Origin of the sequence: Nocardia sp. NPDC052001 (genome assembly GCF_040680615.1) — a bacterium.
Lineage (GTDB): Bacteria > Actinomycetota > Actinomycetes > Mycobacteriales > Mycobacteriaceae > Nocardia.
The window spans coordinates 936,313-955,033 of the sequence record NZ_JBFAXC010000002.1 but is presented as its reverse complement, the minus strand read 5'-3'; the positions used below and the strand labels follow the sequence as shown (position 1 = coordinate 955,033).

The window sequence follows — 18,721 nt, the reverse complement described above, 5'->3', positions numbered from 1 at the left end:
CCCCGGTCCCTACGGTCGAACTATGCGAATCATGCCGATCGTGACCGCTTTCGGACTCCTGGCGGTGGCGGGCTGCACCAGTGTCGGCGGCGACAACTCACCCAAGGTCGTCACGCCGACACCGATCGAGGTGTCGCCGAGTCGAGTCGACCAGGTGCGCAAGGATATCGACGCGATTGTCCACGGGGGCGTGCCCGGTGTGATCGCCACGCTCACCGAGGGCGGGCAGACGGTGACGCTCACCTCGGGCGTCGCCGATCGGGCCACCGGCGCGCCGATTCCCATGACCCCGCCGCAGCAGACCCGGGTCGGCAGCATCTCCAAAACCTTTGTGGCGGCAATCATCATGCAGCTGGTCGGTGAGGGCAAGGTTCGGCTCGATGAGCCCATCGACACCTACCTGCCCGGACTGCTCACCGGGCAGGGCGTGGACGGTCGCACCATCACCGTCCGCCAAATGCTCCAGCATCGCAGTGGATTGCCGGAGCTGACCGATGACCCGCGGATCGACGAATACCGCGCCGCCCTGGAAGGCCGCACCTATACGCCCGCGGAAGAAATCGCGATCGCCCTGCGCATGCCCGCGCAATTCGCACCGGGCACGCAGTACAAGTACACCAACACCAACTACATCGTCGCCGGGTTGCTCGTCGAAAAGATCACCGGCAGGGCGTATTCCGAGGAGCTGGCCGGACGCATCACCGGTCCCAACCAGCTCGCCGACACCTACCTCCCGCCCACCGGCGAACTCGAGATCCGCGGCCCGCATCCGCACGGGTACGCCACCATCGATGGCGTCCTGACCGATGCGTCCCGTTCCGAACCTTCGGTGCCCTGGGTGGCGGGTGCGCTGGTTTCGACCGGCGCGGATCTCAATCGCTTCTACCTGGCACTGCTCGCGGGTCGTATCGTGGCCGCCCCCGAGCTCAATCAAATGCTGACCAGCGATTCCCCCATGCCCGAGGACGGCAACATGCGCTACGCCCTGGGCATCGGGCACACCCAACTACCGTGCGGCGCTGAATACTTCGGCCACACCGGCGGCATAGCCGGATACATCACCATTACCGGCGGCACCAAGGAAGGCCGAGCCTTCACCATCGCCCTGACCGCAGCCCCCGACCAGAAGCCCGATGTCACCGCCCTCATCTCCCACGCCCTCTGCCCGTAACCGACATGGACCCGTAGGTGGCTTTGCGCAGTAGCCATTCGAGCGGGCCGTATCTGTGGTGGCGCACCCAGATTCGAGCCGCGGCGAGCTGGGTGAGGTAGATGGCGACGGCTATGGCCAGAACCGTCCAATCGGAGAGCTTGCCCGCCAGGGCCAGGCCGTAGCCGGTGAAGATGATCGAGGTGATGATCGACTGGCTGATGTAGGTGGTGGCGGCGATCTTGCCCGCGGGAGCGAAGATATCGGCCACCCGCGGGCGGGAGTGCAGGATGCGCAGCAGCGTCGCCGCGTACGCGGCCGATAGCAGCGGGGCGGCGACCGTGACCGGACCCGCCAGCGGTGGCCAGTGGGTGAGTGCCGCGACGATCGAGACCGGAAGTCCCACACCGAAACCGATCCATTGGATCCGGGGAAGGTAGGGGAGGTAGCGGTCGGGTTCTTCCAGAACTCTGGCCTTTCCCGCGGCGAGGCCGACCAGGAACAGGGGCAGGATGTTGATCAGCCCGTAGACGACGAAAAGCGGCAGGTTGCCGCTGAACTCCTCCCAGCGCAGGCGGGCGGCAGCGCCCCAGCCCGCCCGCATGATCCCCAGCAGCCGATCATGTTCGGCGGCATCGATTTCGGAAGAGCCGCCGGAGGCGAGCAGGCCCAGGATCGTCATCACGATGACGCAGACGGCGAATATCGCGCCCGCGACCTGCAACGCTCTGCGCGGTCGCAATCCGCTGAGCAGCAACAGCACCAGGCCGATCGCACCGTATCCGAACAGTACGTCGCCGGTGAAGAAGAACACCGCATGCAGTGCGCCGATGACCATCATGGCCAGGCAGCGCCGCACCGTGCGGGCCCGCGCGCTGACGCCCGCTCGTGCGGCGGACCGGAATTGCATGGTCAGCGAGTAGCCGAACAGGAAGGAGAACAGGACGTAGAACTTATTGTGGAAGAACGCTTCCAGCACCGTGATCGCGGAGCCGTCGCCGAAGCCACCCGGATCGGACATCACCGTGATGTTCACCAAAAGGATTCCGCCGAGCGCGAATCCGCGCAGCGCGTCCAACTCGATCAGGCGCGGGACCGCCGGCCGTTCCGTCATCGCTCGACCCTAGAGTCGCCCGCGCCCCGCCGAATCGCCTCAGAGAATGACCCGCGCCTACCTCTACGGGGGTACTCACCCCGAGTACTGGAACGCGTTTCAGTATGGTTCCCCCATGACCCTTGTCATCGACAACAGCGTGGAGATCGACGCACCCGCCGACCTGGTGTGGCGGGTGCTCACCGATGTGGCCAAATACGGCGAGTGGAACCCCTTCGTCCCCTCCTGCCAGACCACCCTCGAACCCGGCACCCCGATCGATATGCAGGTGCGACTGCTCGGCTCCAAACCCCGCCAGCAGCGCGAATTCATCCGAACCCATACCCCGGGCAAGGAATTCAGTTACAACATGAAGGCTGTTCCGGGCCTGTTGAACAGCCTGCGGCAGCACAATGTCATTCCGCTCGAGGACGGCCGCACGCGGTACACCTCACATTTCGAGTTGAACGGCCCGCTGAGCATTCTGGTGAGCGCGGTGCTGGGCGGCGCCATGCGCAAGGGCTTCGGCGGAATGACCGATGGGCTCAAGCAGCGCGCCGAGGCGCTGGCGTCCGTACAGGGCTGATTCGCGAAAGGAGCGGGCGGTCGTCAGGCTTCGAAGGGAATGACGTTTCCGAAAGAGTCGCGGCCGTCGGCTTCCTGTTCGATGGCGCCCGCCAAATCCTCTACCGCGGACCAGGATCGGGGTGGGGTGTCCTCGAGGTTGCCGATGGTGTACCAGGTGGCGGTGCCGCGGTAGCGGACCAGGCCCTTACCCGAATAGTCCAGCGTGACATCGAGATCCCCGGAAACCGTGCCCTCTTCCTGGGTCATGACGGCTGCCTCGGTGCGAATTTCGACGATGTCGACTATTTGAACTCTCCTCTGTCGATGCAGTCCTTGACCGCGGTCTGAATCGCGGCTTGCTCCTTGGAATCGACGTTCAGGTCGTACTTTATCTTGACCTGGATATAGCGGGCGATATAGCCACACCGGAAATTGCCCGGCGGGATATAGGTCGACGGGTCCTGGTCACCCTTGGAACGGTTGGCCGTCGGGTCGGAGGGCGCGAGGTTCAGCGCGTCATTGGCGACGGCGCGGCGGCGGTCGTCATCCCACTTGGCCGCGCCCGAACGCCACGCTTCGGCCAAGGCGACAATGTGATCGATGTCGACGCCCGCCGAATCGGTGATGAACTTGTACGGCTTGAGGCCGTTGGTCTTCTTGTCCGGCACACCGTACTGATCCCGCCAGCCCGAATCCTTGCCGATGGTGAACTTGCACGTCGCGGGATCCAGGGTGACCGTGCCGACCGCATCGCGCAGCAGCATGACCTCGCGGGTGGTGCAGCGACTGTACTTGGCGAACGCGTCACCGAAACCGTGTTCGGGCTTCTCGGTATCCCAGTGCGGGAACCGATCCCGCTCGTATCCGGTCATCGGCAACTCATTGGACACCCTGAGTTTCGGTAGCAGGCCGTTGATTTCGGCCGCCGATGCCACCGGCCCGCCGCGCGGCGGCGCGGGCGGGGTGGAGGTGGTGGAGCTCTTCGAACCGCCCATATTCTCGAGCAGCGCGGCGGCGATGATGAGCACGAGGACGATGCCGACGGACACGACGGTCCCGAGTATTCGGCGCGAAGGCTTCTTTTTCAGCATGATTCGAACACCGTCGCAATCCTGGACCCGAAACAGCAAGTCGCACCGGCGGTTCGGAGACGCGTGTCACATCGCTGCGCGAGCAGCGGTTGTCGGCGAACGTGGCGCTACCTACATAGTGGGGTAGACGGGGGTCGAGAACAACGCGGTTGCAGCGGGTTTCGGGCGACACGCCGGGGCGACTCGCGGAAGCGCTGTCGCGCGGCACTTCTCACGCGCATGAAAAAGCCGCGCCGACAAAAAGGTCGACGCGGCGAATTCGGGTGTCGCTAGGCGTTGTTGAGCTTGTTCAGGCGCTCACAGGCCTCCAGGTACTCCTGGATGAGGCGCTGCACCACATCGGTGGAACGCTCGATCTTGTTGAGCTGCCCCACAACCTGGCCGACCGGGTTGAAGTTGACGTCCTTGGCCTGCTCCGGATACCGGTGCCCACGCTTGACGCCGTCGAGCGCGACCATCATCTGCAGCGGCATGCCCAGCGGGCTCGGGGTATCCTCGCGGTCCCACGCCTCGGTCCAGTCGTTCTTGAGCATGCGGCACGGCTTACCGGTCCAGGACCGCGAGCGCACGGTGTCCGAGCTGGTGGCGTCGACGTAGGTCTGCATCTGCGCGGGCGGCACATTGGCCTCCTCCACGGTCAGCCACAGCGAACCGGTCCACGCGCCCTGCGCGCCCATGGCCAGCGCGGCCGCGACCTGACGGCCGTTGCCGATACCGCCGGCGGCGAGCGCGGGCATATCGCCGATCGCGTCGACGACCTGCGGCCACAGCACCATCGAGGCGATCTCGCCGCAGTGGCCGCCGCCCTCGGTGCCCTGCATGACGACGAAGTCGAGTCCGGCGTTCTTGTGGTTGAGCGCGTGCTTGACCGAACCGCACAGCGCGCCGATCAGGCGGCCGGAGTCCTGGATCGTCTTGATCACGTCATCGGGCGGGGTGCCGAGCGCGTTGGCGACCAGCTTCGCCTTGGGGTGCTTGAGGATTACCTCGATCTGCGGGGCGACGGTGGTGGCGGTCCAGCCCAGCAGCTGATTGTGGCGCTCATCCTCGGGCAGATGCGGGACGCCGTGATCCTCGAGGATCTTCTCGGCGAAATCGCGGTGGCCCTGCGGAACCAGCTTGGCCAGTTGGGCTTCCAGCTCCTCGGGGCTCAGGCCCTCGACGCCCTTGCCCTCGTACTTGGAGGGGATGACCAGGTCGACGCCGTACACGCCGGTGACATGCTCATCGAGCCAGGCCAGTTCGACCTCGAGCTGTTCGGCGGTGAAGCCGACCGCGCCGAGCACGCCCAGGCCGCCCGCATTGCTGACCGCGGCGGCCACATCGCGGCAGTGGGTGAACGCGAAGATGGGGACATCGATGCCCAGGCGGTCGCAGATCTCGGTACGCATGTGGTGGGGGCTCCTCTAACTTCCCGGCACTGGAATGTTCTGCCCATCACACTAGAACATGTTCTACATTCAGACCAGTCTCCGGACGGCCGACCACTGCGACATGTCAAGAACATGTTCTAGTTAATGGAATCGGGACGTGCGGCGAGCAGGCCATCGGCCAGCAGATCGTCGAATAACAACTGGTCGACCGGCGGAACATGCGGGCGATCGGCATAGGTGAACCAGGCCGTCTCCTCTATCTCGCTGCTGACGGCGAGCGTACCGGTGTAGTCGGCGGTGTAGCAGGCCATTCGCACGATGGCATCGGGAATCTCCGCCTCGTAAGTGCCAACGTGCACAATGGATTCCGGCAACAGGGCGACCGTGAGCTCCTCGTCGATCTCGCGCAGCAGGGTCTGCTGATCGGTCTCCGCGCCTTCCCGCTTGCCACCCGGGATATAGAAGACGTCCTTACCCTTGGGCCGCGCGCAGAGGATCCGCCCGTTCTCGATCCGCACCCACGCCACCGTGTCGATCAATCGCTGTTCCGTCGGCATACCCGCAGCCTAGGGGACGCGCCGGAACTAAAATCGGAGCATGAGGCGGGGTGCGGCCGTCGCCGTCGCGATCATCGCGATGGGCGCGGGAATGGTTGGCTGCCAGTCGAATGGGGCGACGACGGCGGGAAGTACGAGTACGACGGCGAGCACCGGTGCCGACCTGCCCGCGGATACGACACCCGCGGCGGCCGTCTGGGCGGTGCCGAGAGCGTTTCTGGGGGAATGGACCGGAGTGGTGACGGGGGCCGGGAGTTTCGACCTCGTCTTCACCATTCGATCGGGTAAGGGCGGCGAAGAGGTCGTGAACGCCGTCGCCACCGAACAGGGATCGGGGAATCGATGCGAGAGCATCGGGCGGATGATCTACGGCACCCAGAACGAGTTGACCTTCGCGTTCCGGCTCGTCGACGGGAACGACTGCACCGATAACGGGAAGCTGGCAACACTCGGTGTGCACGCGGATCGATCCGCCGGTTACAGCAGTGAGCGGCCGGGCGGGACGCTGACCGGGACGCTTCAGAGAGCCTGATTCACAAGCCGATTCACCGACCGGGCGATGCGATCGGTGTCGCCGGTGATCCACCAGTCGGTGATGATGCCGCGCATACCCGAGATCAGCAGGGTCGCCGCGGCTTCCGGGTCGTCGATGGCAGGGTCGATGCGGATGAGGGTGTCCGTCATGGCGGATACCAGGACGCGTACCGCGTCGGTGGCGTAGTCGGTGAACGGGCTGCCGGGGACGGTGGCCGCGCCGAGCACCTGGAGCAGGACGCTCATGCTGATCGATCCGGGGCAGGTCGTGCTCATCGTGAACGACTGGGCCATACGGGATTTGAGGACTTCCGGATCATCGATGCCCGAGAAGAGGGCCGGAATATCGGGACGCTGGGTTTCCAGTGCGGCGATCAACATCTGCTCTTTGGTGCCGAAATAGTGGATGAGCATGCGGGAGCTGGTGCCCAGATACTCCGCGAGGGGACGCAGGGAGAGTTCGGCCAGGCCGCGTTCGGCGATGTAGGCGATGACACCGGCGAGAAGTTCGGCGCGACGAGCGTGGTCGAGGGGGCGGGGCACGGGTTGACTGTAGCGGACGGTACAGGTATCCATGTCGGCATGGGTGTAGCAACTGGTACAGAAACTCGCAATGTCGTGGTTACCGCAATGGCGGCCACCACCTGCCTCGGGCCGGATCTGGATACGACCTGGCGGCGGCTACTGGCGGGGGAGAGCGGAATCGCCACGCTCACAGATGATTTCGTTGCCGCGAATCAACTGCCGGTGCGCATCGGCGGACGGCTGACCAATCAGCCCGGGGAACATTTGACCCGAATCGAGCAGCGCCGGATGTCGTTCGTCCAGCAGCTCGCGCTGGTACTGAGCCGACAGGTCTGGCAGGAGGCCGGGACGCCCGAGAGCGATCCCGAACGACTCGCGGTGGCGGTGGGAACCGGGCTCGGCGGCGGCGAATCCCTCGTGCACGCTGTCGACGCCATGCGCGCCGGGGGCTATCGCAAGGTGCCACCCATGACGGTGCCCATGGTGATGCCGAATGGATCGGCCGCCACCGTCGGATTGGAGATCGGCGCGAAAGGCGGTGTCTACGCGCCGGTTTCGGCATGCGCGTCGGGTGCGGAAGCCATCGCGCACGGTTGGCGGCTGATCGCCACCGGTGAGGCCGATGTGGTGGTCGCAGGAGGCGTGGAAGGGCATATCGACGCGGTGCCGATCGCCAGCTTCGCCATGATGCGGGCCATGAGCACCCGCAATGATGAACCCGCGCGCGCCTCACGGCCTTTCGACAAGGATCGCGACGGGTTCGTCTTCGGCGAAGGCGGGGCGATGGTGGTGCTGGAATCCGAGGCGCACGCACGCGCGCGGGGTGCGCGGATACGCGGGCGCGTGCTCGGGGCGGGTATCACCTCGGACGGGTATCACATCACCGGCACCGCACCCGATGGTGATGGGGCCGCACGGGCCATGCGCAAGGCGATCGGCACCGCGGGATTGTCGGCGGCCGATATCGGGCATATCAACGCACATGCCACCTCGACACCGGTCGGGGACGCATCCGAGGCCAATGCCATCGCAGCGGTCGCGCCGGATGCCTCGGTGTACGCGCCGAAATCGGCGCTCGGGCATTCCATCGGCGCGGTCGGCGCACTGGAGGCGATCCTCACGCTGCGCACGCTGGAAGCGCAGATCGTGCCTCCCACACTGAATTTCGAGCAGGGCGATGCGGAAACCCCGCTCGATATCGTCGCCGGTGCGCCGCGTGCGCAGAGTGTCGACTACGCGCTGAGCAATTCATTCGGATTCGGCGGCCACAATGTCACCCTCGCGTTGGGGCGCGCCTGACCTGCCGGCTCCGGCCGGCGCGCCCCGGCCCAGTACCGCCCGGCTGCGTGCGGCGAGCACGGGCCGGAAGGTGAAGCACACGCTCAACCACAGGATGCCGAAGACCCATCCGGCGAAGACATCCGTCGGCCAGTGCACCCCGAGATATACGCGCGATACCCCGACACCCGCTACGAACAGCGCGGCGACGGTCAGCAACAGTGCCCGCCACACCCCGTGCAGCAGTGCTGCCGCGAGCAGCGCCACCATGCCGACCACGACGATCGACCCCAGGGCGTGCCCCGACGGATAGGAGTGATTGGTCTGAACCACCAGCCGATCGGCCAGCGGCGGGCGCGGGCGTGCGATGAGCAGTTTGCCGAAGTAGACCAGCGCGGCCGCGCCGAGTCCGGTGATCGCGATGAAAATCGCTGTCTCCCATTGCCTTCTCCAGAGTGACACCGCGTATGCGACCGAAGCCAGCAGGGTCATCGCGGCGGTGCCGCCGAGCATGCTGATGCCCTTGGCCAGCGAGGTCGCGGTACCGCCGCGGTGCTCGACGAACCACCGCATCCAGCTCGCATCCGGTCCGAGCGGATCCGGATGCGCGAGCACCGCGATCGTCACTCCCAGGACCGTCGACCCCAGCAGGAGCAGCACGCCGAGCAGGACCGGACGCGGTGGTTTCGGCCGCACGGAAACCGCCGATGACTCCATTTGCTTAGAGGTAGCTGCGGGCGTCATCCTTCGACCATGTCACGAACCCGCTGAGAAGATGTTGAGAACCGAGCTCGACACCCGGGTGTCCGCATCGCCTGGTGCATGCTTGGGCGGTGCGAGTGCTGGTGGTGGAAGACGAGGAGCGCCTGGCGCGGACCATTGCGCGCGGCCTCGAGCTGGAGGGTTTCGTGGTGCAGCTCGCTCACACCGGGACCGACGGGCTGTGGATGGCGACCGAGGACGATTTCGATGTGATCGTGCTCGACATCATGTTGCCGGGATTGAGCGGGTACGAGGTGCTGCGCCGATTGCGGCAGCGCGATGTGGCCACGCCGGTGCTGATGCTCACGGCCAAGGACGGCGATTACGAACAGGCCGACGCGCTCGATCTGGGCGCGGACGACTATCTGACGAAGCCGTTCTCCTTCGTGGTGCTGATCGCTCGCCTGCGTGCTCTGCTGCGCAGGCGAGCCCCGCAACAGCCGTCGATCTTGGCGGCGGGTGCGCTGACGCTCGATCCCGCGCGGCGGCGGGTGCGCTACGGCGAGACCGAATTGACGCTCACACCAAAGGAGTTCGCACTGCTGGAATTCCTGATGCGGCATAGGGGAATCGCGCTCACCAAAGCCGAGATCCTGCGCAATGTCTGGGATGCGCACTACACCGGACCGGAGAATGTGGTCGAGGTGTACATCGGCTATCTGCGCAAGAAGATCGATGCGCCGTTCGGGCAGAACACCATTGAAACGCTACGGGGCGTCGGCTATCGATTGGTCGATCCCGGGACCGGTCAGCGGTAGCGCATCGGATCCGATGCGTCAGGGCAGGGTGTCGGTCTGGATGCGCGGATCGAGTTTGCGGAGCGTGTCGGGGCGGTCGGTGAGACAGGGCCAATCCCGGCTCACCGCTTCGATGGTGGCGTGCCCGGCCGGGATGAGCGCATCAGCGTCGAAACGATCGGCCAGGGCCGCGCCGAGTTGATCACTCGCCGGGCGGTCCAGCGGCTGGATGACCGTATTCGGCAGATCCAGCAGGACGGTCAGAATGTCATGCCTTCCCGGCGGTATGAGCGCCCGCGCCGCGGCCAGTGCGGTAGCCGGGATGACGATGGTGTGCCCGGCGTCAGCGGTGGCCCACACCACCGATTGCACATAGGCGACCCGATGCGCCCACGCGGTCAGCGCGGCGGTATCGAAGACGACGCCGCCGAGGGTGGCGCCGGGGGAGGTCATGCCGCGCCGGCGTGGTCGCCGTTGACATCCTCCTCGGGTAATGGAGGCAGGCCCTGCACGGCTCGGGCGCGATTGATCAGATCCAGGGGTGGGCGGCCGCCGAACACCTGCTCGATGCGAGCCAGGGATTCGGCGCGGTCGACACGGTTCTTCACGGACTCCGCCACGAATGCCGAAATCGATTCGATACGACCCCGGCTGCGCCAATCGTCCAGGGTCGCGGCGATCTCCTCCGGCACCGTCACGGTGATCTTTCGGGTGCGACGTTCTCTCGCCATACCGCAATGGTAGCGCGGTATGCCCGAAGAACACGAGAAGGTAACGGTGTGATCCCACCTGGCAGGACTCGCCGATCCTTGCTCCCGATGTGTGTGCCGATCGCGATGATTCGGATTCCGGTGATCTGAAACCTGCCGGTCACGTGGCGATCCGTGTTCGATACGGTGGGCGTGTGCCGGTCGCGGGTCGCGCCGGAGTCAGCGAGAGGACAGACGATAGATGGCGACGAGTTCGATCGAGTGGGTCGACGGTGCCCTGGTCACCATCGATCAGCGCGCACTACCGCGGGAGCTGCGGGAATTGCGGATCACCACGGTCGACGATCTCATCGACGCCATTAAGTCGCTGGCCATTCGCGGCGCTCCGGCCATCGGCGTGTCGGGGGCGTTCGGTGTGGTGATCGCGGTGCAGGCGGCCACGGTCGACGGCGTGGTCAATACCGAACTGGTCGAAGCGGAATCGGCGCGCATCGCCGATGCCCGGCCGACCGCCGTCAATCTCGCGTGGGGTGTGAAGCGGGCGCTGGCGCAGCTGCCGAACGGTCCGCAGGCCGTACTCGACGAGGCGCTGGAAATGCTGGCCGAGGACGGCCGGGTGAACCTGGCCGCCGCCACGCATGCCGCCGATCTGGTGCAGCGACTGTGCGCGGATCGGCCGTTGCGGATTCTCACGCACTGCAATACCGGGCGGCTCGCGACCACCGCGGTGGGCACCGCCATCGGCGCTTTGAACGTGCTGCATCAGCGCGGTGCGCTCGCGGAAGTGATTGTGGACGAGACGCGTCCGCTGTTGCAGGGTGCGCGGTTGACCGCGTGGGAGATGGCCGAGGCCGGGATTCCGCATCGGCTCACCATCGATTCCGCCGCCGCCTGGGCGATGGCGACCGAGGGTGTGGACGCGGTCATGGTCGGCGCGGATCGCATTACCGCGGACGGGTCGGTGGCGAACAAGATCGGCACCTACATGCTGGCCATCGCGGCCGAGCGGCATGGGATTCCGTTCATCGTCGTCGCGCCGGAATCGACCCGGGATGTGGCGACCGCGCGCGGCAGCGACATCGTGGTGGAACAGCGGGCCTCGGGTGAGGTCACCGGATTCGGCGGTGTGACAACGGCTCCCGAGGGGACGCCGACGTTCAATCCCGCGTTCGATGTGACGCCGCCGGAGCTTGTGACCGCTGTTGTCACCGAAAATGGCGTACTCGGCAATCCGGCACTCGATGCCGGGCGGGAGATCGCGGCCATCGCGCGCGGGCTCTACGCCAATGGCTGGATGCCCGGCACGGCGGGCAATATCTCGGTGCGCCAGGGCGATACGGCCGTGGTGACCGCGAGCGGACTGTCCAAGGGCGAGCTGGCCGAGAACGACACCGTGACCGTGGCGATCACGGATTCCGCGCCGCTGTCGGTGACCGGGCGAAAGCCGTCCGCCGAGACCACGATTCACACCGCCGTCTACCGGACCACCGGGTCGACCGCGGTCGTGCATGTGCATCCGCCGCACGCCACCGCGCTGTCGATCATTGCATCCGGTGCCGATGTGCAGCCCGTGCGCTTCACCGGATACGAGCTGATCAAGGGATTGGGCGGTACCCGTCCCGATCTCATCGACATTCCGGTTTTCCCGAATCACGCCGATGTCCCGCAGATCGGCGCGGATATCGAGAAGTATTTGAACGAACATCCCGACGCTCCGCCGGTGTTGTTCATTGCCGGACATGGCATTACGGCATGGGGTGCGACGCTGGCGCAGGCCCGCGACCGCGCCGAATGCCTGGAGGCCATGTGCGAGCTGGTCACCTTGACCGGTCTCCGCGAGCTGCCGGTGCGCGAGAATTAGTTCCGAGGAAGGAATACCGATGACTCTGCTGCAGATCATGTCCGATCAGGACTCCGCCGATGTCAAGCTGCGCACCACCGATGACGCGGTGATCGCCGCCGAACTCGGTAAGCGCGGCATCACCTTCGAGCGCTGGGCGCTGTTCGACGGTTTCGACGCCGCGACCTCGACCGAGGACCTGCTGGCCGAATACCAGTCGCGCATCGAGGAATTGAATGCGGACGGCCGCTTCAAGTTCATCGATGTCGCGCGGATCCACCCCGATGCGAACGATCCGGAATGGCCCGCCAAGGCTGTCGCCGCGCGCACCAAGTTCCTGGACGAGCATCGGCACGCCGAGGACGAAGTGCGTTTCTTCGCCGCCGGACAGGGCTGCTTCTATCTGCATCTCGGTGATGAGGTGCTCGCGACCGTCTGCACCGCGGGCGATCTGGTCTCGGTTCCGGCGGGCACGCTGCACTGGTTCGATATGGGCACCGAGCCGGAATTCGTGGCCGTGCGGTTCTTCGAGGAGGAAGACGGCTGGATCGGCGATTTCACCGGCGATAAGATCTCCGGCGGCTTCCCTACCCTCGACGAATTGCTCCCGGCATGATCAATGTCATCGTCCTCGATATCGAGGGAACCACCAGCCCGACGAGTTCGGTCCGCGAGGAGCTGTACGGGTACACCCGTGACCGGCTCCCGGACTGGCTCGCGGAAAACACCGGGGGAGCGGCGGATTCGATCATCGCCGAAACCCGCGCGCTGGCCGAACAGCCGGACGCGTCGATCGCCGAGGTGGCGGCGATCCTGATCAACTGGCTCAACACGGACGTGAAAGCCGAACCGCTGAAAGCGGCCCAGGGCGTCATCTGCGCCGAAGGCTTCCGCAACGGTTCCCTCTACGGCGAATTCTTCCCCGACGTCCCGCCCATGCTCCGCGCCTGGCGCGAATCCGGGCTCGAGCTCTACGTCTACTCCTCGGGTTCGGTCCGCAATCAAAAGGATTGGTTCGCCTACGCCCGCCCCGGCGACCTCTCCCCGCTGATCACCGGCCATTTCGACCTGACCACCGCAGGCCCGAAGCGCGAAGCCTCGTCCTACGAAAAGATCGCAGGCGCAATCGGAGTCCCCGCCGAAAGTATCCTGTTCCTGTCCGACCATCCGGACGAACTCGACGCCGCGGTAGCGGCGGGCTGGCAAGCCATCGGCGTATCGCGCCCCGGCGAACCCAATCCGCCCCGCCCTCCACACCGCTGGATCAACGACTTCGCCGACGTCGAACCCAACTGATCCCCGCCCCTGGACCAATGCCGATCATTCCGGGGCAATAACGCCACGTGACATGAACATTCGACTTGAAGCGGAATGCGCCGGATACCAGGGATGTCGTTGACGTCCCATTGGCACCGGCGCATCGTCAGGTGTTCTAGGGCCGCTTGCGCACCTTCAGGAGCGCGAAACCCAGGGGGAGGTCGTGGCATTCGGTCACTTCGAGGTTGACCGAGGTAGCCAGATCTCGGTAGTGGGTGGGGGTGCGTTCGCGGCCGCCTACGTTGCAGAGCATGTGGATATCCCAGGCGGGGACGAGGGAGGGGGAATTGTCTTCGGGGAGAAGTCTTTCGATGATGTAGAGGTGGGAGGTGGGGGTCATTGCGGCGGCACAGTTGTGCAGGATGGTGCGGCAGTCGGTGTCGTTCCAGTCGTGCAGGACTCTGGAGAGCAGGTAGATATCGGCGGCGGGGGGCAGCGGGGTGGTGAAGAAGTCGCCGGGGACCAGGTGACAGCGGTCGAAGCAGTTTTCGCGGAGCAGGGTGGCGCGGGCGCGGTCCAGGGTGGTGGCGCGTTCGAAGAGGGTGCCGCGCAGGCGAGGGTTGGCGGACAGGACTCGGGCCAGGAGTTCGCCGTTGCCGCCGCCCACATCGATGACCGTGTCGGCGGTGGTGGTGTCGATCAGGTGGCCCACGTGACCGAAGATCGCGGCGCTGGCGGCCATGGCGCTGTCGAAGAGTTCGGCGCGGTCCGGATCGGCGGTGAAGTACTCGAAATGGTGCTGGCCGAAGTGTTCGTCGAATGCGGTGTGGCCGGTGCGAATGGCGTAATCGAGGGCGCCGAAGGATTCGTAGAACGCGCCACCGTACAGGCGCGCAAGGGAATTCAGTGAGTGCTCGTGGCCGTGGGCGAGCAGTGCGCCGGTATCGGTGAGGGCATAGCCCGCGCCCGCGGGTTCCACCACCTCGAGGTCGAGCAGATAACGCATGAGCCGGGTCAGCGCACCGCAGTCGGTGCCGGTGCGGGTGGCCAGTTCGGCGAGTGGGACGCCGGGGGCGGCGGCGATATGGTCCGCGATGCCGTGTTCGGCGGCGACCGCTAGGGCCTGGGTGGCCCACGCACCGGTCAGCTGTCGCAGCAAACGCTGTGCCGGGCCCTCGGATTCGAGGGTGTGGGTGCTCAGCACCTGCGGTTGATGCCCGGCGACATGCAGTTCCAGTCGCCGGTACGGCTGGGTGCGCGCACCGGTGCCCGCGAAGTAGAGGATGGTGGTGTCCTCGTGCGGGTTGTAGCCGCCGCCGTCGGCGCGCATCCGGCCCCGGCCGGTGAACAGTGCGCGCAGACCGGTCAGGGTGATTTCGTCGATGGCCCCGGTGGCCATGGCCAGATGGGATTCGGCCCCGGTGACGCGTTCGGCGGCCGCCACCTCCTCCGGTGCGTTCTCGAGTGCGAAAAGCTCTATTTCACAGGGGGTTCCATCGAGGGCCGGTAACGCGGCCCGGTAGATGTGCACCGGCAGCCGCTCGTCCGACAGGCCGTGCCGGATGGCCAGGCGGCGGCGCACCACCGTGCTGGGGCCCGCCGAGACCACGGTGAGATCGTGCTCGGCGAACAGCGCGTCGATCGCCCGCGGGTCCTCCGGGAAGATCAGGACCGCGGTGTGCGCGAACCGGCAGTGCGCGGCGATGGCGGCGTGTTCGGCGTCCGTCAGATCGGGCAGCATCGCGGCGAGCACCCGGCCGGTGTCATGCGTTCTGACGAACTCCACTGCCTCCGTGATTCTTTCGCGGTCGGTGGTTTCGATACGAAGGGGTACTGCCAGCGAACGGGTCACGCGTCCTCCTGTACTCAGATGCCGACGTAGTTCTCCGCGAAGAAGTCCTGATGGGTGCGCGAGGTGGCGAGGCTGTGCAGGCGGGCCTGTTGGAGGTCGCGCTCGAAGGCCGGGTTCGGGCCGACAGGAGGGTGCAGCAGATTGATCATCCAGTGCGAGAACTCGTGCGCGCGCCGGATGCGCGGCACGCATTCGGCCGAATAGCGTTGCAGCGCAGCGGTATCGCCGCCGCGCAGCGCCGCTATGAAGGCCCTCGCCAGCGTGCGCGCGCCGAGAATGGCCAGGTTCGCACCCTTGGCGGCCGACGGGCTGATCGAGGATGCCGCGTCACCGGCCAGGAACAATCGGCCCTGCTGTATCGGATCCAGGATCTCCGAGCGCAGCCGCACCAGACCGCGCTCGAAGATGGGTCCAGCCCGCAGCGGTCCGTATCGGCCCGCGTCCAATCGCGTTGCGAGCGAATCCCAGATGCGCTGCTCACTCCAGTGCAGCGGATCATCGTGCGGATCACACTGGAGGTAGTAGCGGGTCACCTCCGGCCCGCGCGGCATCTGCCCGGCGAAGCCGTCCCGGTGCACACCGTAGACGACGGTGTCCGTGGTCGGCGGGGCCTGGGCCAGCAGCGCCAGCCAGGTGATGTCGTATTCGCAGGTCGAGCTGGGCGCGTTGAAGGTCTTGCGGGCCAGGCCCCGCGCACCGTCGCAGCCGGCGACATAACTTGCGCCGAGCCGGTTTTCGACGCCTTCAAGCGTGCGCGCCAGCACCCACGGCAGATCACCGCGCAGATCGCCGAGCTGCTGTGCGGTAGTCTCACAACGCAGCTCCCCGCCGCGGCGCAGGTATTCTGCGACCAGATCGGTCACCAGATCCTGCTGCGGATACACTGTGTGCACCTCGCGCCGCCCCAGAGCGCCGTATGACAGCTCGAACCGGCCTGCGGCAGTGCGGAATTCGCAGGAATCGTGGGTGCGTCCGCGCGTGCGCAGTCCACCGTCGAGCCCGTACTCGCGTAGCACCGCGACACTTTCGGGCGCGAGGAATCCGGCCCGCGCCCGCTGTTCGATATGCGCGCGGCTGCCGCGCTCGAGGATCACCGAATCGATCCCCGCGCCCTGCAGAATATTGCCGAGTACCAACCCGGCCGGTCCGGCCCCGAGGATCAAGACCTCGGCGATGCGATCATTCCTGCCCACATGCACGGGATCGGAGATTAGAGCACTTGACGCCTCGCAACCCCACTGCGACCGCGTGTCGTGACGAAGCCGATTTCAAATGTCCTCACCCGCAACATATTTGCGGGTCAACCGACCTCGCAGACTGAAAATCCCGCAGTCAACATTGATTTCAGCTACTTTCGGGCAAATCGGACGCGGTCAACGACCCACTGTCGCGCCCGGCCGATCGGAGCGTGGCCGCGAGAGACCCGCAACGGGCGATGAGCTCCGGCGGGTACAGGACCTCGAAATCGTGGCCGAGCAGCACCACATGCATGAGAATGGCATCGAGATTGGCTGCGCCGCTGCGTAATTCACAGGTGTCCCGATCCCGGGGGTGCACCGAGGCCGCCGACGGCGGTACCTGCGCGCGAACGGTGTCAGCGGGGGCGTGGATCAGGAAGCCCGCTTGTTCGGGGTAGGCGCGGGTAGTCACGGCTTCCTGGACGTACGGAGCCGGATCGGGCGCGGGGCGCGGCCGGAAACGCCAGGTTCGGGACGCGACCGCGCTCATGCGGTCCACCCGGAAGGTGCGCCAGTCCGCGCGATCGAGGTCGTAGGCGAGCAGATACCAGCGGCGATCGGAGGCGACGAGGCGATACGGCTCGACGCGGCGGGGCCCGGTCGCGGAGGACGAGGGGTACTCGAACGCGGCTTCGAGGTGATCCCGGCAGGCTCGTGCGAGCGTCATCAGGACATCGGGGTCGATCGGGGTACGGCCGCCGTCGAAGGAATCGATTGCGCCGGTAAGGGTTTGGACCTGTTGCCGGAGCCGCACAGGCAGCACCCGATCCAGTTTGGTGAGCGCGCGCAGTGCGGCATCGCCCGCACCCGTGAGCGCACCGCCCGCGCCGAGCAGCAGCGAGACGGCGGTGACTATCGCCTCCTCGTCATCGAGCAGCAGCGGTGGCAGGTCTTGACCGCGCCCCAGCTGGTAGCCGCCGCCGACGCCCTGACTGGCGTGCACGGGGTAGCCGAGCGCGCGCAGCCGGTCGACATCGCGGCGCACCGTGCGCGGCGTGACACCGAGACGGCCGGCCAGTTCGGGTCCGGTCCAGACCTGCCGCTGCTGCAACAGTCCCAGGAGCGTGAGGACGCGCTCGGTGGTGCCGCGCTCGCCCTCGGATCCTTCGTTCATACCGCCCATCGTGTCCAAGATAGCGGACCGGATCTGTCCGCTATCGGTGCGAGGGTGGCTGTCATGGATACGAACGAATTCGACTGGAATCAGACATTGCGGGAGCAATGGGAGTGGCATTGGGAGAACCAGATTCGCGCCCGGCTGACCGGGCTCACCGATCACGAATACTTCTGGTCACCGGTGCCCGACGCGTGGAGTGTGCGGGAGCGGGGAAGTTCGACCGCACCCGTGCAGGCCGGGGCGGGCGACTTCACCATCGACTACGCCATCCCCACCCCGACGCCCGCACCCTTCACCACCATCGCGTGGCGGCTCGGGCATGTGATCGTCGGTGTGCTGGCCGCGCGCAATGCCGTGCATTTCGGCGCGCCCGCGGCCTCCTACGACGATTGGGAGTACGCCGGAAGTGCGGCGGATGCCTTGAAGCAGTTGGAGACTCAGGTCGAAGTGTGGCTGGCAGGGGTGAAGGGGCTCAGCGCGGCCGAACTGCGCACCCCGGTCGGCTCGAAGGAGCCCTTCCCCGAACTGCCGATGGCCGCACTGGTGCTGCACATCAATCGTGAACTGATCCACCATCTTTCGGAGGTTTCGCTGCTGCGCGATCTCTACCTGCACACCGATGCCGCGGCGGGCGACCGATGACCGCGGCGGCGATCCATCTCGATCCCGAAGAGCTGCACTACAACCCGGCGTTCACCCAGGGTGTGATCGCGCCCGCGGGCCGGACGCTGTACGTCGGCGGGCAGCTCGGTACCGATGGCGACGGCGTCATGCTGGACGGCATCGAGGCGCAGACCCGACAGGCGATGCGCAATGTGCTGGCCGTATTGGCCGCTGCCGGAACCGATCCCGAGCATGTGGTGAAACTCAATATCTACATCGTCAACGGCGTCGACGCCCAAGCGGGCTTCGCCGCGTCACGGGCGGTATGGGGTGATCATCGCACCGCCATCACGGTCATCACGACCGCCGCACACGGCCGGCCGGGCGCGTTGGTGGAGATAGACGCGGTGGCCACCATTCCCGAATAGTCTGCGGTG

Annotated in this window: 22 protein-coding genes; 10 read left to right on the top strand and 12 right to left on the bottom strand. The window is 66.2% G+C overall.

From position 1 onward, the window contains the following. Nucleotides 1-22: 22 nt before the first annotated feature. Nucleotides 23-1,171 carry a serine hydrolase domain-containing protein gene (locus AB0L82_RS12705; protein ID WP_364634432.1) on the top strand — a complete coding sequence of 383 codons (1,149 nt, stop codon included), beginning with the start codon at nt 23-25 and terminating at the stop codon, nt 1,169-1,171. Here the strand turns inward: AB0L82_RS12705 and AB0L82_RS12700 are convergent. Then, nucleotides 1,146-2,264 carry a DUF418 domain-containing protein gene (locus AB0L82_RS12700; RefSeq protein ID WP_364634429.1) on the bottom strand — a complete coding sequence of 373 codons (1,119 nt, stop codon included), beginning with the start codon at nt 2,262-2,264 and terminating at the stop codon, nt 1,146-1,148. The two genes, AB0L82_RS12705 and AB0L82_RS12700, sit on opposite strands and share 26 nt — an antisense overlap. Before the next feature lie 115 nt (nt 2,265-2,379). Between AB0L82_RS12700 and AB0L82_RS12695 the strand changes: the two genes are divergently transcribed. After that, complete coding sequence (locus AB0L82_RS12695; protein WP_364634426.1) at nt 2,380-2,829, top strand: SRPBCC domain-containing protein; 450 nt, start codon at nt 2,380-2,382, stop codon at nt 2,827-2,829. Nucleotides 2,830-2,852: 23 nt separating this feature from the next. Here the strand turns inward: AB0L82_RS12695 and AB0L82_RS12690 are convergent, their stop codons facing one another. From AB0L82_RS12690 to AB0L82_RS12675, 4 genes are all read right to left on the bottom strand, one after another. Beyond that, nucleotides 2,853-3,077: a hypothetical protein gene (locus AB0L82_RS12690; protein WP_364634424.1), complete on the bottom strand. Its 225-nt coding sequence runs from the start codon at nt 3,075-3,077 to the stop codon at nt 2,853-2,855. A gap of 35 nt (nt 3,078-3,112) precedes the next feature. Continuing rightward, nucleotides 3,113-3,901 carry an HNH endonuclease family protein gene (locus AB0L82_RS12685; RefSeq protein WP_364634422.1) on the bottom strand — a complete coding sequence of 263 codons (789 nt, stop codon included), beginning with the start codon at nt 3,899-3,901 and terminating at the stop codon, nt 3,113-3,115. 269 nt (nt 3,902-4,170) lie between these two features. Next, the gene (locus AB0L82_RS12680) at nt 4,171-5,292 is read right to left on the bottom strand and encodes a nitronate monooxygenase family protein (protein WP_364634419.1); all 1,122 of its coding nucleotides are present in this window, start codon (nt 5,290-5,292) and stop codon (nt 4,171-4,173) included. Nucleotides 5,293-5,411: 119 nt separating this feature from the next. Further along, the gene (locus AB0L82_RS12675) at nt 5,412-5,831 is read right to left on the bottom strand and encodes an NUDIX domain-containing protein (protein ID WP_364634416.1); all 420 of its coding nucleotides are present in this window, start codon (nt 5,829-5,831) and stop codon (nt 5,412-5,414) included. A gap of 40 nt (nt 5,832-5,871) precedes the next feature. On the opposite strand from AB0L82_RS12675, the gene AB0L82_RS12670 reads away from it, so the two are divergent. After that, a complete protein-coding gene (locus AB0L82_RS12670) occupies nt 5,872-6,363 on the top strand; it encodes a hypothetical protein (protein ID WP_364634413.1) in 492 nt (163 codons plus the stop codon). Here the strand turns inward: AB0L82_RS12670 and AB0L82_RS12665 are convergent. Further along, on the bottom strand, nt 6,351-6,908 hold the full coding sequence (locus tag AB0L82_RS12665) for a TetR/AcrR family transcriptional regulator (RefSeq protein ID WP_364634410.1): 558 nt from the start codon (nt 6,906-6,908) through the stop codon (nt 6,351-6,353). The two genes, AB0L82_RS12670 and AB0L82_RS12665, sit on opposite strands and share 13 nt — an antisense overlap. 39 nt (nt 6,909-6,947) lie before the next feature. Here AB0L82_RS12665 and AB0L82_RS12660 point away from each other — a divergent pair, with 39 nt between their 5' ends. After that, the gene (locus tag AB0L82_RS12660; RefSeq protein WP_364634408.1) at nt 6,948-8,189 is read left to right on the top strand and encodes a KasA/KasB family beta-ketoacyl-ACP synthase; all 1,242 of its coding nucleotides are present in this window, start codon (nt 6,948-6,950) and stop codon (nt 8,187-8,189) included. Here the strand turns inward: AB0L82_RS12660 and AB0L82_RS12655 are convergent. Next, a complete protein-coding gene (locus AB0L82_RS12655; protein ID WP_364634406.1) occupies nt 8,139-8,885 on the bottom strand; it encodes a phosphatase PAP2 family protein in 747 nt (248 codons plus the stop codon). The genes AB0L82_RS12660 and AB0L82_RS12655 overlap by 51 nt on opposite strands. A gap of 116 nt (nt 8,886-9,001) precedes the next feature. Here AB0L82_RS12655 and AB0L82_RS12650 point away from each other — a divergent pair, with 116 nt between their 5' ends. After that, the gene (locus tag AB0L82_RS12650) at nt 9,002-9,688 is read left to right on the top strand and encodes a response regulator transcription factor (protein WP_364634404.1); all 687 of its coding nucleotides are present in this window, start codon (nt 9,002-9,004) and stop codon (nt 9,686-9,688) included. An 18-nt stretch (nt 9,689-9,706) separates the two neighbouring features. On the opposite strand, the gene AB0L82_RS12645 is transcribed toward AB0L82_RS12650, so the two are convergent. Together AB0L82_RS12645 and AB0L82_RS12640 are read right to left on the bottom strand one after the other, a co-directional pair. Continuing rightward, nucleotides 9,707-10,120, bottom strand: coding sequence for a hypothetical protein (locus AB0L82_RS12645; RefSeq protein ID WP_364634401.1), 414 nt, complete (start codon nt 10,118-10,120; stop codon nt 9,707-9,709). Continuing rightward, nucleotides 10,117-10,398 (bottom strand): hypothetical protein, encoded by a 282-nt coding sequence (locus tag AB0L82_RS12640; protein WP_364634398.1) that lies wholly within the window; start codon nt 10,396-10,398, stop codon nt 10,117-10,119. The genes AB0L82_RS12645 and AB0L82_RS12640 overlap by 4 nt, the downstream gene beginning before the upstream one ends. Nucleotides 10,399-10,618: 220 nt before the next feature. Between AB0L82_RS12640 and mtnA the strand changes: the two genes are divergently transcribed. The 3 genes from mtnA to mtnC are packed head-to-tail and all read left to right on the top strand — an operon-like array spanning nt 10,619 to nt 13,513. Continuing rightward, nucleotides 10,619-12,238, top strand: a complete 1,620-nt coding sequence (gene mtnA, locus AB0L82_RS12635) for an S-methyl-5-thioribose-1-phosphate isomerase (protein WP_364634395.1) — start codon at nt 10,619-10,621, stop codon at nt 12,236-12,238. 19 nt (nt 12,239-12,257) lie between these two features. Further along, the gene (locus AB0L82_RS12630) at nt 12,258-12,833 is read left to right on the top strand and encodes a cupin (RefSeq protein ID WP_364634392.1); all 576 of its coding nucleotides are present in this window, start codon (nt 12,258-12,260) and stop codon (nt 12,831-12,833) included. Further along, nucleotides 12,830-13,513: an acireductone synthase gene (gene mtnC, locus AB0L82_RS12625; protein WP_364634389.1), complete on the top strand. Its 684-nt coding sequence runs from the start codon at nt 12,830-12,832 to the stop codon at nt 13,511-13,513. The genes AB0L82_RS12630 and mtnC overlap by 4 nt, the downstream gene beginning before the upstream one ends. A 136-nt stretch (nt 13,514-13,649) precedes the next feature. On the opposite strand, the gene AB0L82_RS12620 is transcribed toward mtnC, so the two are convergent. From AB0L82_RS12620 to AB0L82_RS12610, 3 genes are all read right to left on the bottom strand, one after another. Then, nucleotides 13,650-15,260 (bottom strand): methyltransferase, encoded by a 1,611-nt coding sequence (locus tag AB0L82_RS12620; protein WP_364634386.1) that lies wholly within the window; start codon nt 15,258-15,260, stop codon nt 13,650-13,652. A gap of 80 nt (nt 15,261-15,340) precedes the next feature. Further along, on the bottom strand, nt 15,341-16,525 hold the full coding sequence (locus tag AB0L82_RS12615) for a 4-hydroxybenzoate 3-monooxygenase (protein WP_364634383.1): 1,185 nt from the start codon (nt 16,523-16,525) through the stop codon (nt 15,341-15,343). 145 nt (nt 16,526-16,670) lie between these two features. Next, nucleotides 16,671-17,678, bottom strand: a complete 1,008-nt coding sequence (locus AB0L82_RS12610) for a YafY family protein (RefSeq protein WP_364634379.1) — start codon at nt 17,676-17,678, stop codon at nt 16,671-16,673. Nucleotides 17,679-17,741: 63 nt separating this feature from the next. Here AB0L82_RS12610 and AB0L82_RS12605 point away from each other — a divergent pair, with 63 nt between their 5' ends. Next, complete coding sequence (locus AB0L82_RS12605) at nt 17,742-18,323, top strand: DinB family protein (RefSeq protein WP_364634376.1); 582 nt, start codon at nt 17,742-17,744, stop codon at nt 18,321-18,323. Continuing rightward, nucleotides 18,320-18,712, top strand: coding sequence for a RidA family protein (locus tag AB0L82_RS12600; protein ID WP_364634373.1), 393 nt, complete (start codon nt 18,320-18,322; stop codon nt 18,710-18,712). Before AB0L82_RS12605 ends, AB0L82_RS12600 begins: the two co-directional genes overlap by 4 nt. Nucleotides 18,713-18,721 lie beyond the last annotated feature (9 nt).

Bases quoted from the DNA above. Each gene is read 5' to 3' on its own strand.
- AB0L82_RS12610 (WP_364634379.1), bottom strand. From the start codon at position 17,678: ATGAACGAAGGATCCGAGGGCGAGCGCGGCACCACCGAGCGCGTCCTC.
- mtnA (WP_364634395.1), top strand. From the start codon at position 10,619: ATGGCGACGAGTTCGATCGAGTGGGTCGACGGTGCCCTGGTCACCATC.
- AB0L82_RS12605 (WP_364634376.1), top strand. From the start codon at position 17,742: ATGGATACGAACGAATTCGACTGGAATCAGACATTGCGGGAGCAATGG.
- AB0L82_RS12645 (WP_364634401.1), bottom strand. From the start codon at position 10,120: ATGACCTCCCCCGGCGCCACCCTCGGCGGCGTCGTCTTCGATACCGCC.
- AB0L82_RS12690 (WP_364634424.1), bottom strand. From the start codon at position 3,077: ATGACCCAGGAAGAGGGCACGGTTTCCGGGGATCTCGATGTCACGCTG.
- AB0L82_RS12685 (WP_364634422.1), bottom strand. From the start codon at position 3,901: ATGCTGAAAAAGAAGCCTTCGCGCCGAATACTCGGGACCGTCGTGTCC.
- AB0L82_RS12600 (WP_364634373.1), top strand. From the start codon at position 18,320: ATGACCGCGGCGGCGATCCATCTCGATCCCGAAGAGCTGCACTACAAC.
- AB0L82_RS12670 (WP_364634413.1), top strand. From the start codon at position 5,872: ATGAGGCGGGGTGCGGCCGTCGCCGTCGCGATCATCGCGATGGGCGCG.
- AB0L82_RS12695 (WP_364634426.1), top strand. From the start codon at position 2,380: ATGACCCTTGTCATCGACAACAGCGTGGAGATCGACGCACCCGCCGAC.
- AB0L82_RS12630 (WP_364634392.1), top strand. From the start codon at position 12,258: ATGACTCTGCTGCAGATCATGTCCGATCAGGACTCCGCCGATGTCAAG.
- AB0L82_RS12705 (WP_364634432.1), top strand. From the start codon at position 23: ATGCGAATCATGCCGATCGTGACCGCTTTCGGACTCCTGGCGGTGGCG.
- AB0L82_RS12655 (WP_364634406.1), bottom strand. From the start codon at position 8,885: ATGGAGTCATCGGCGGTTTCCGTGCGGCCGAAACCACCGCGTCCGGTC.
- AB0L82_RS12680 (WP_364634419.1), bottom strand. From the start codon at position 5,292: ATGCGTACCGAGATCTGCGACCGCCTGGGCATCGATGTCCCCATCTTC.
- AB0L82_RS12660 (WP_364634408.1), top strand. From the start codon at position 6,948: ATGGGTGTAGCAACTGGTACAGAAACTCGCAATGTCGTGGTTACCGCA.
- AB0L82_RS12700 (WP_364634429.1), bottom strand. From the start codon at position 2,264: ATGACGGAACGGCCGGCGGTCCCGCGCCTGATCGAGTTGGACGCGCTG.
- AB0L82_RS12640 (WP_364634398.1), bottom strand. From the start codon at position 10,398: ATGGCGAGAGAACGTCGCACCCGAAAGATCACCGTGACGGTGCCGGAG.
- mtnC (WP_364634389.1), top strand. From the start codon at position 12,830: ATGATCAATGTCATCGTCCTCGATATCGAGGGAACCACCAGCCCGACG.
- AB0L82_RS12675 (WP_364634416.1), bottom strand. From the start codon at position 5,831: ATGCCGACGGAACAGCGATTGATCGACACGGTGGCGTGGGTGCGGATC.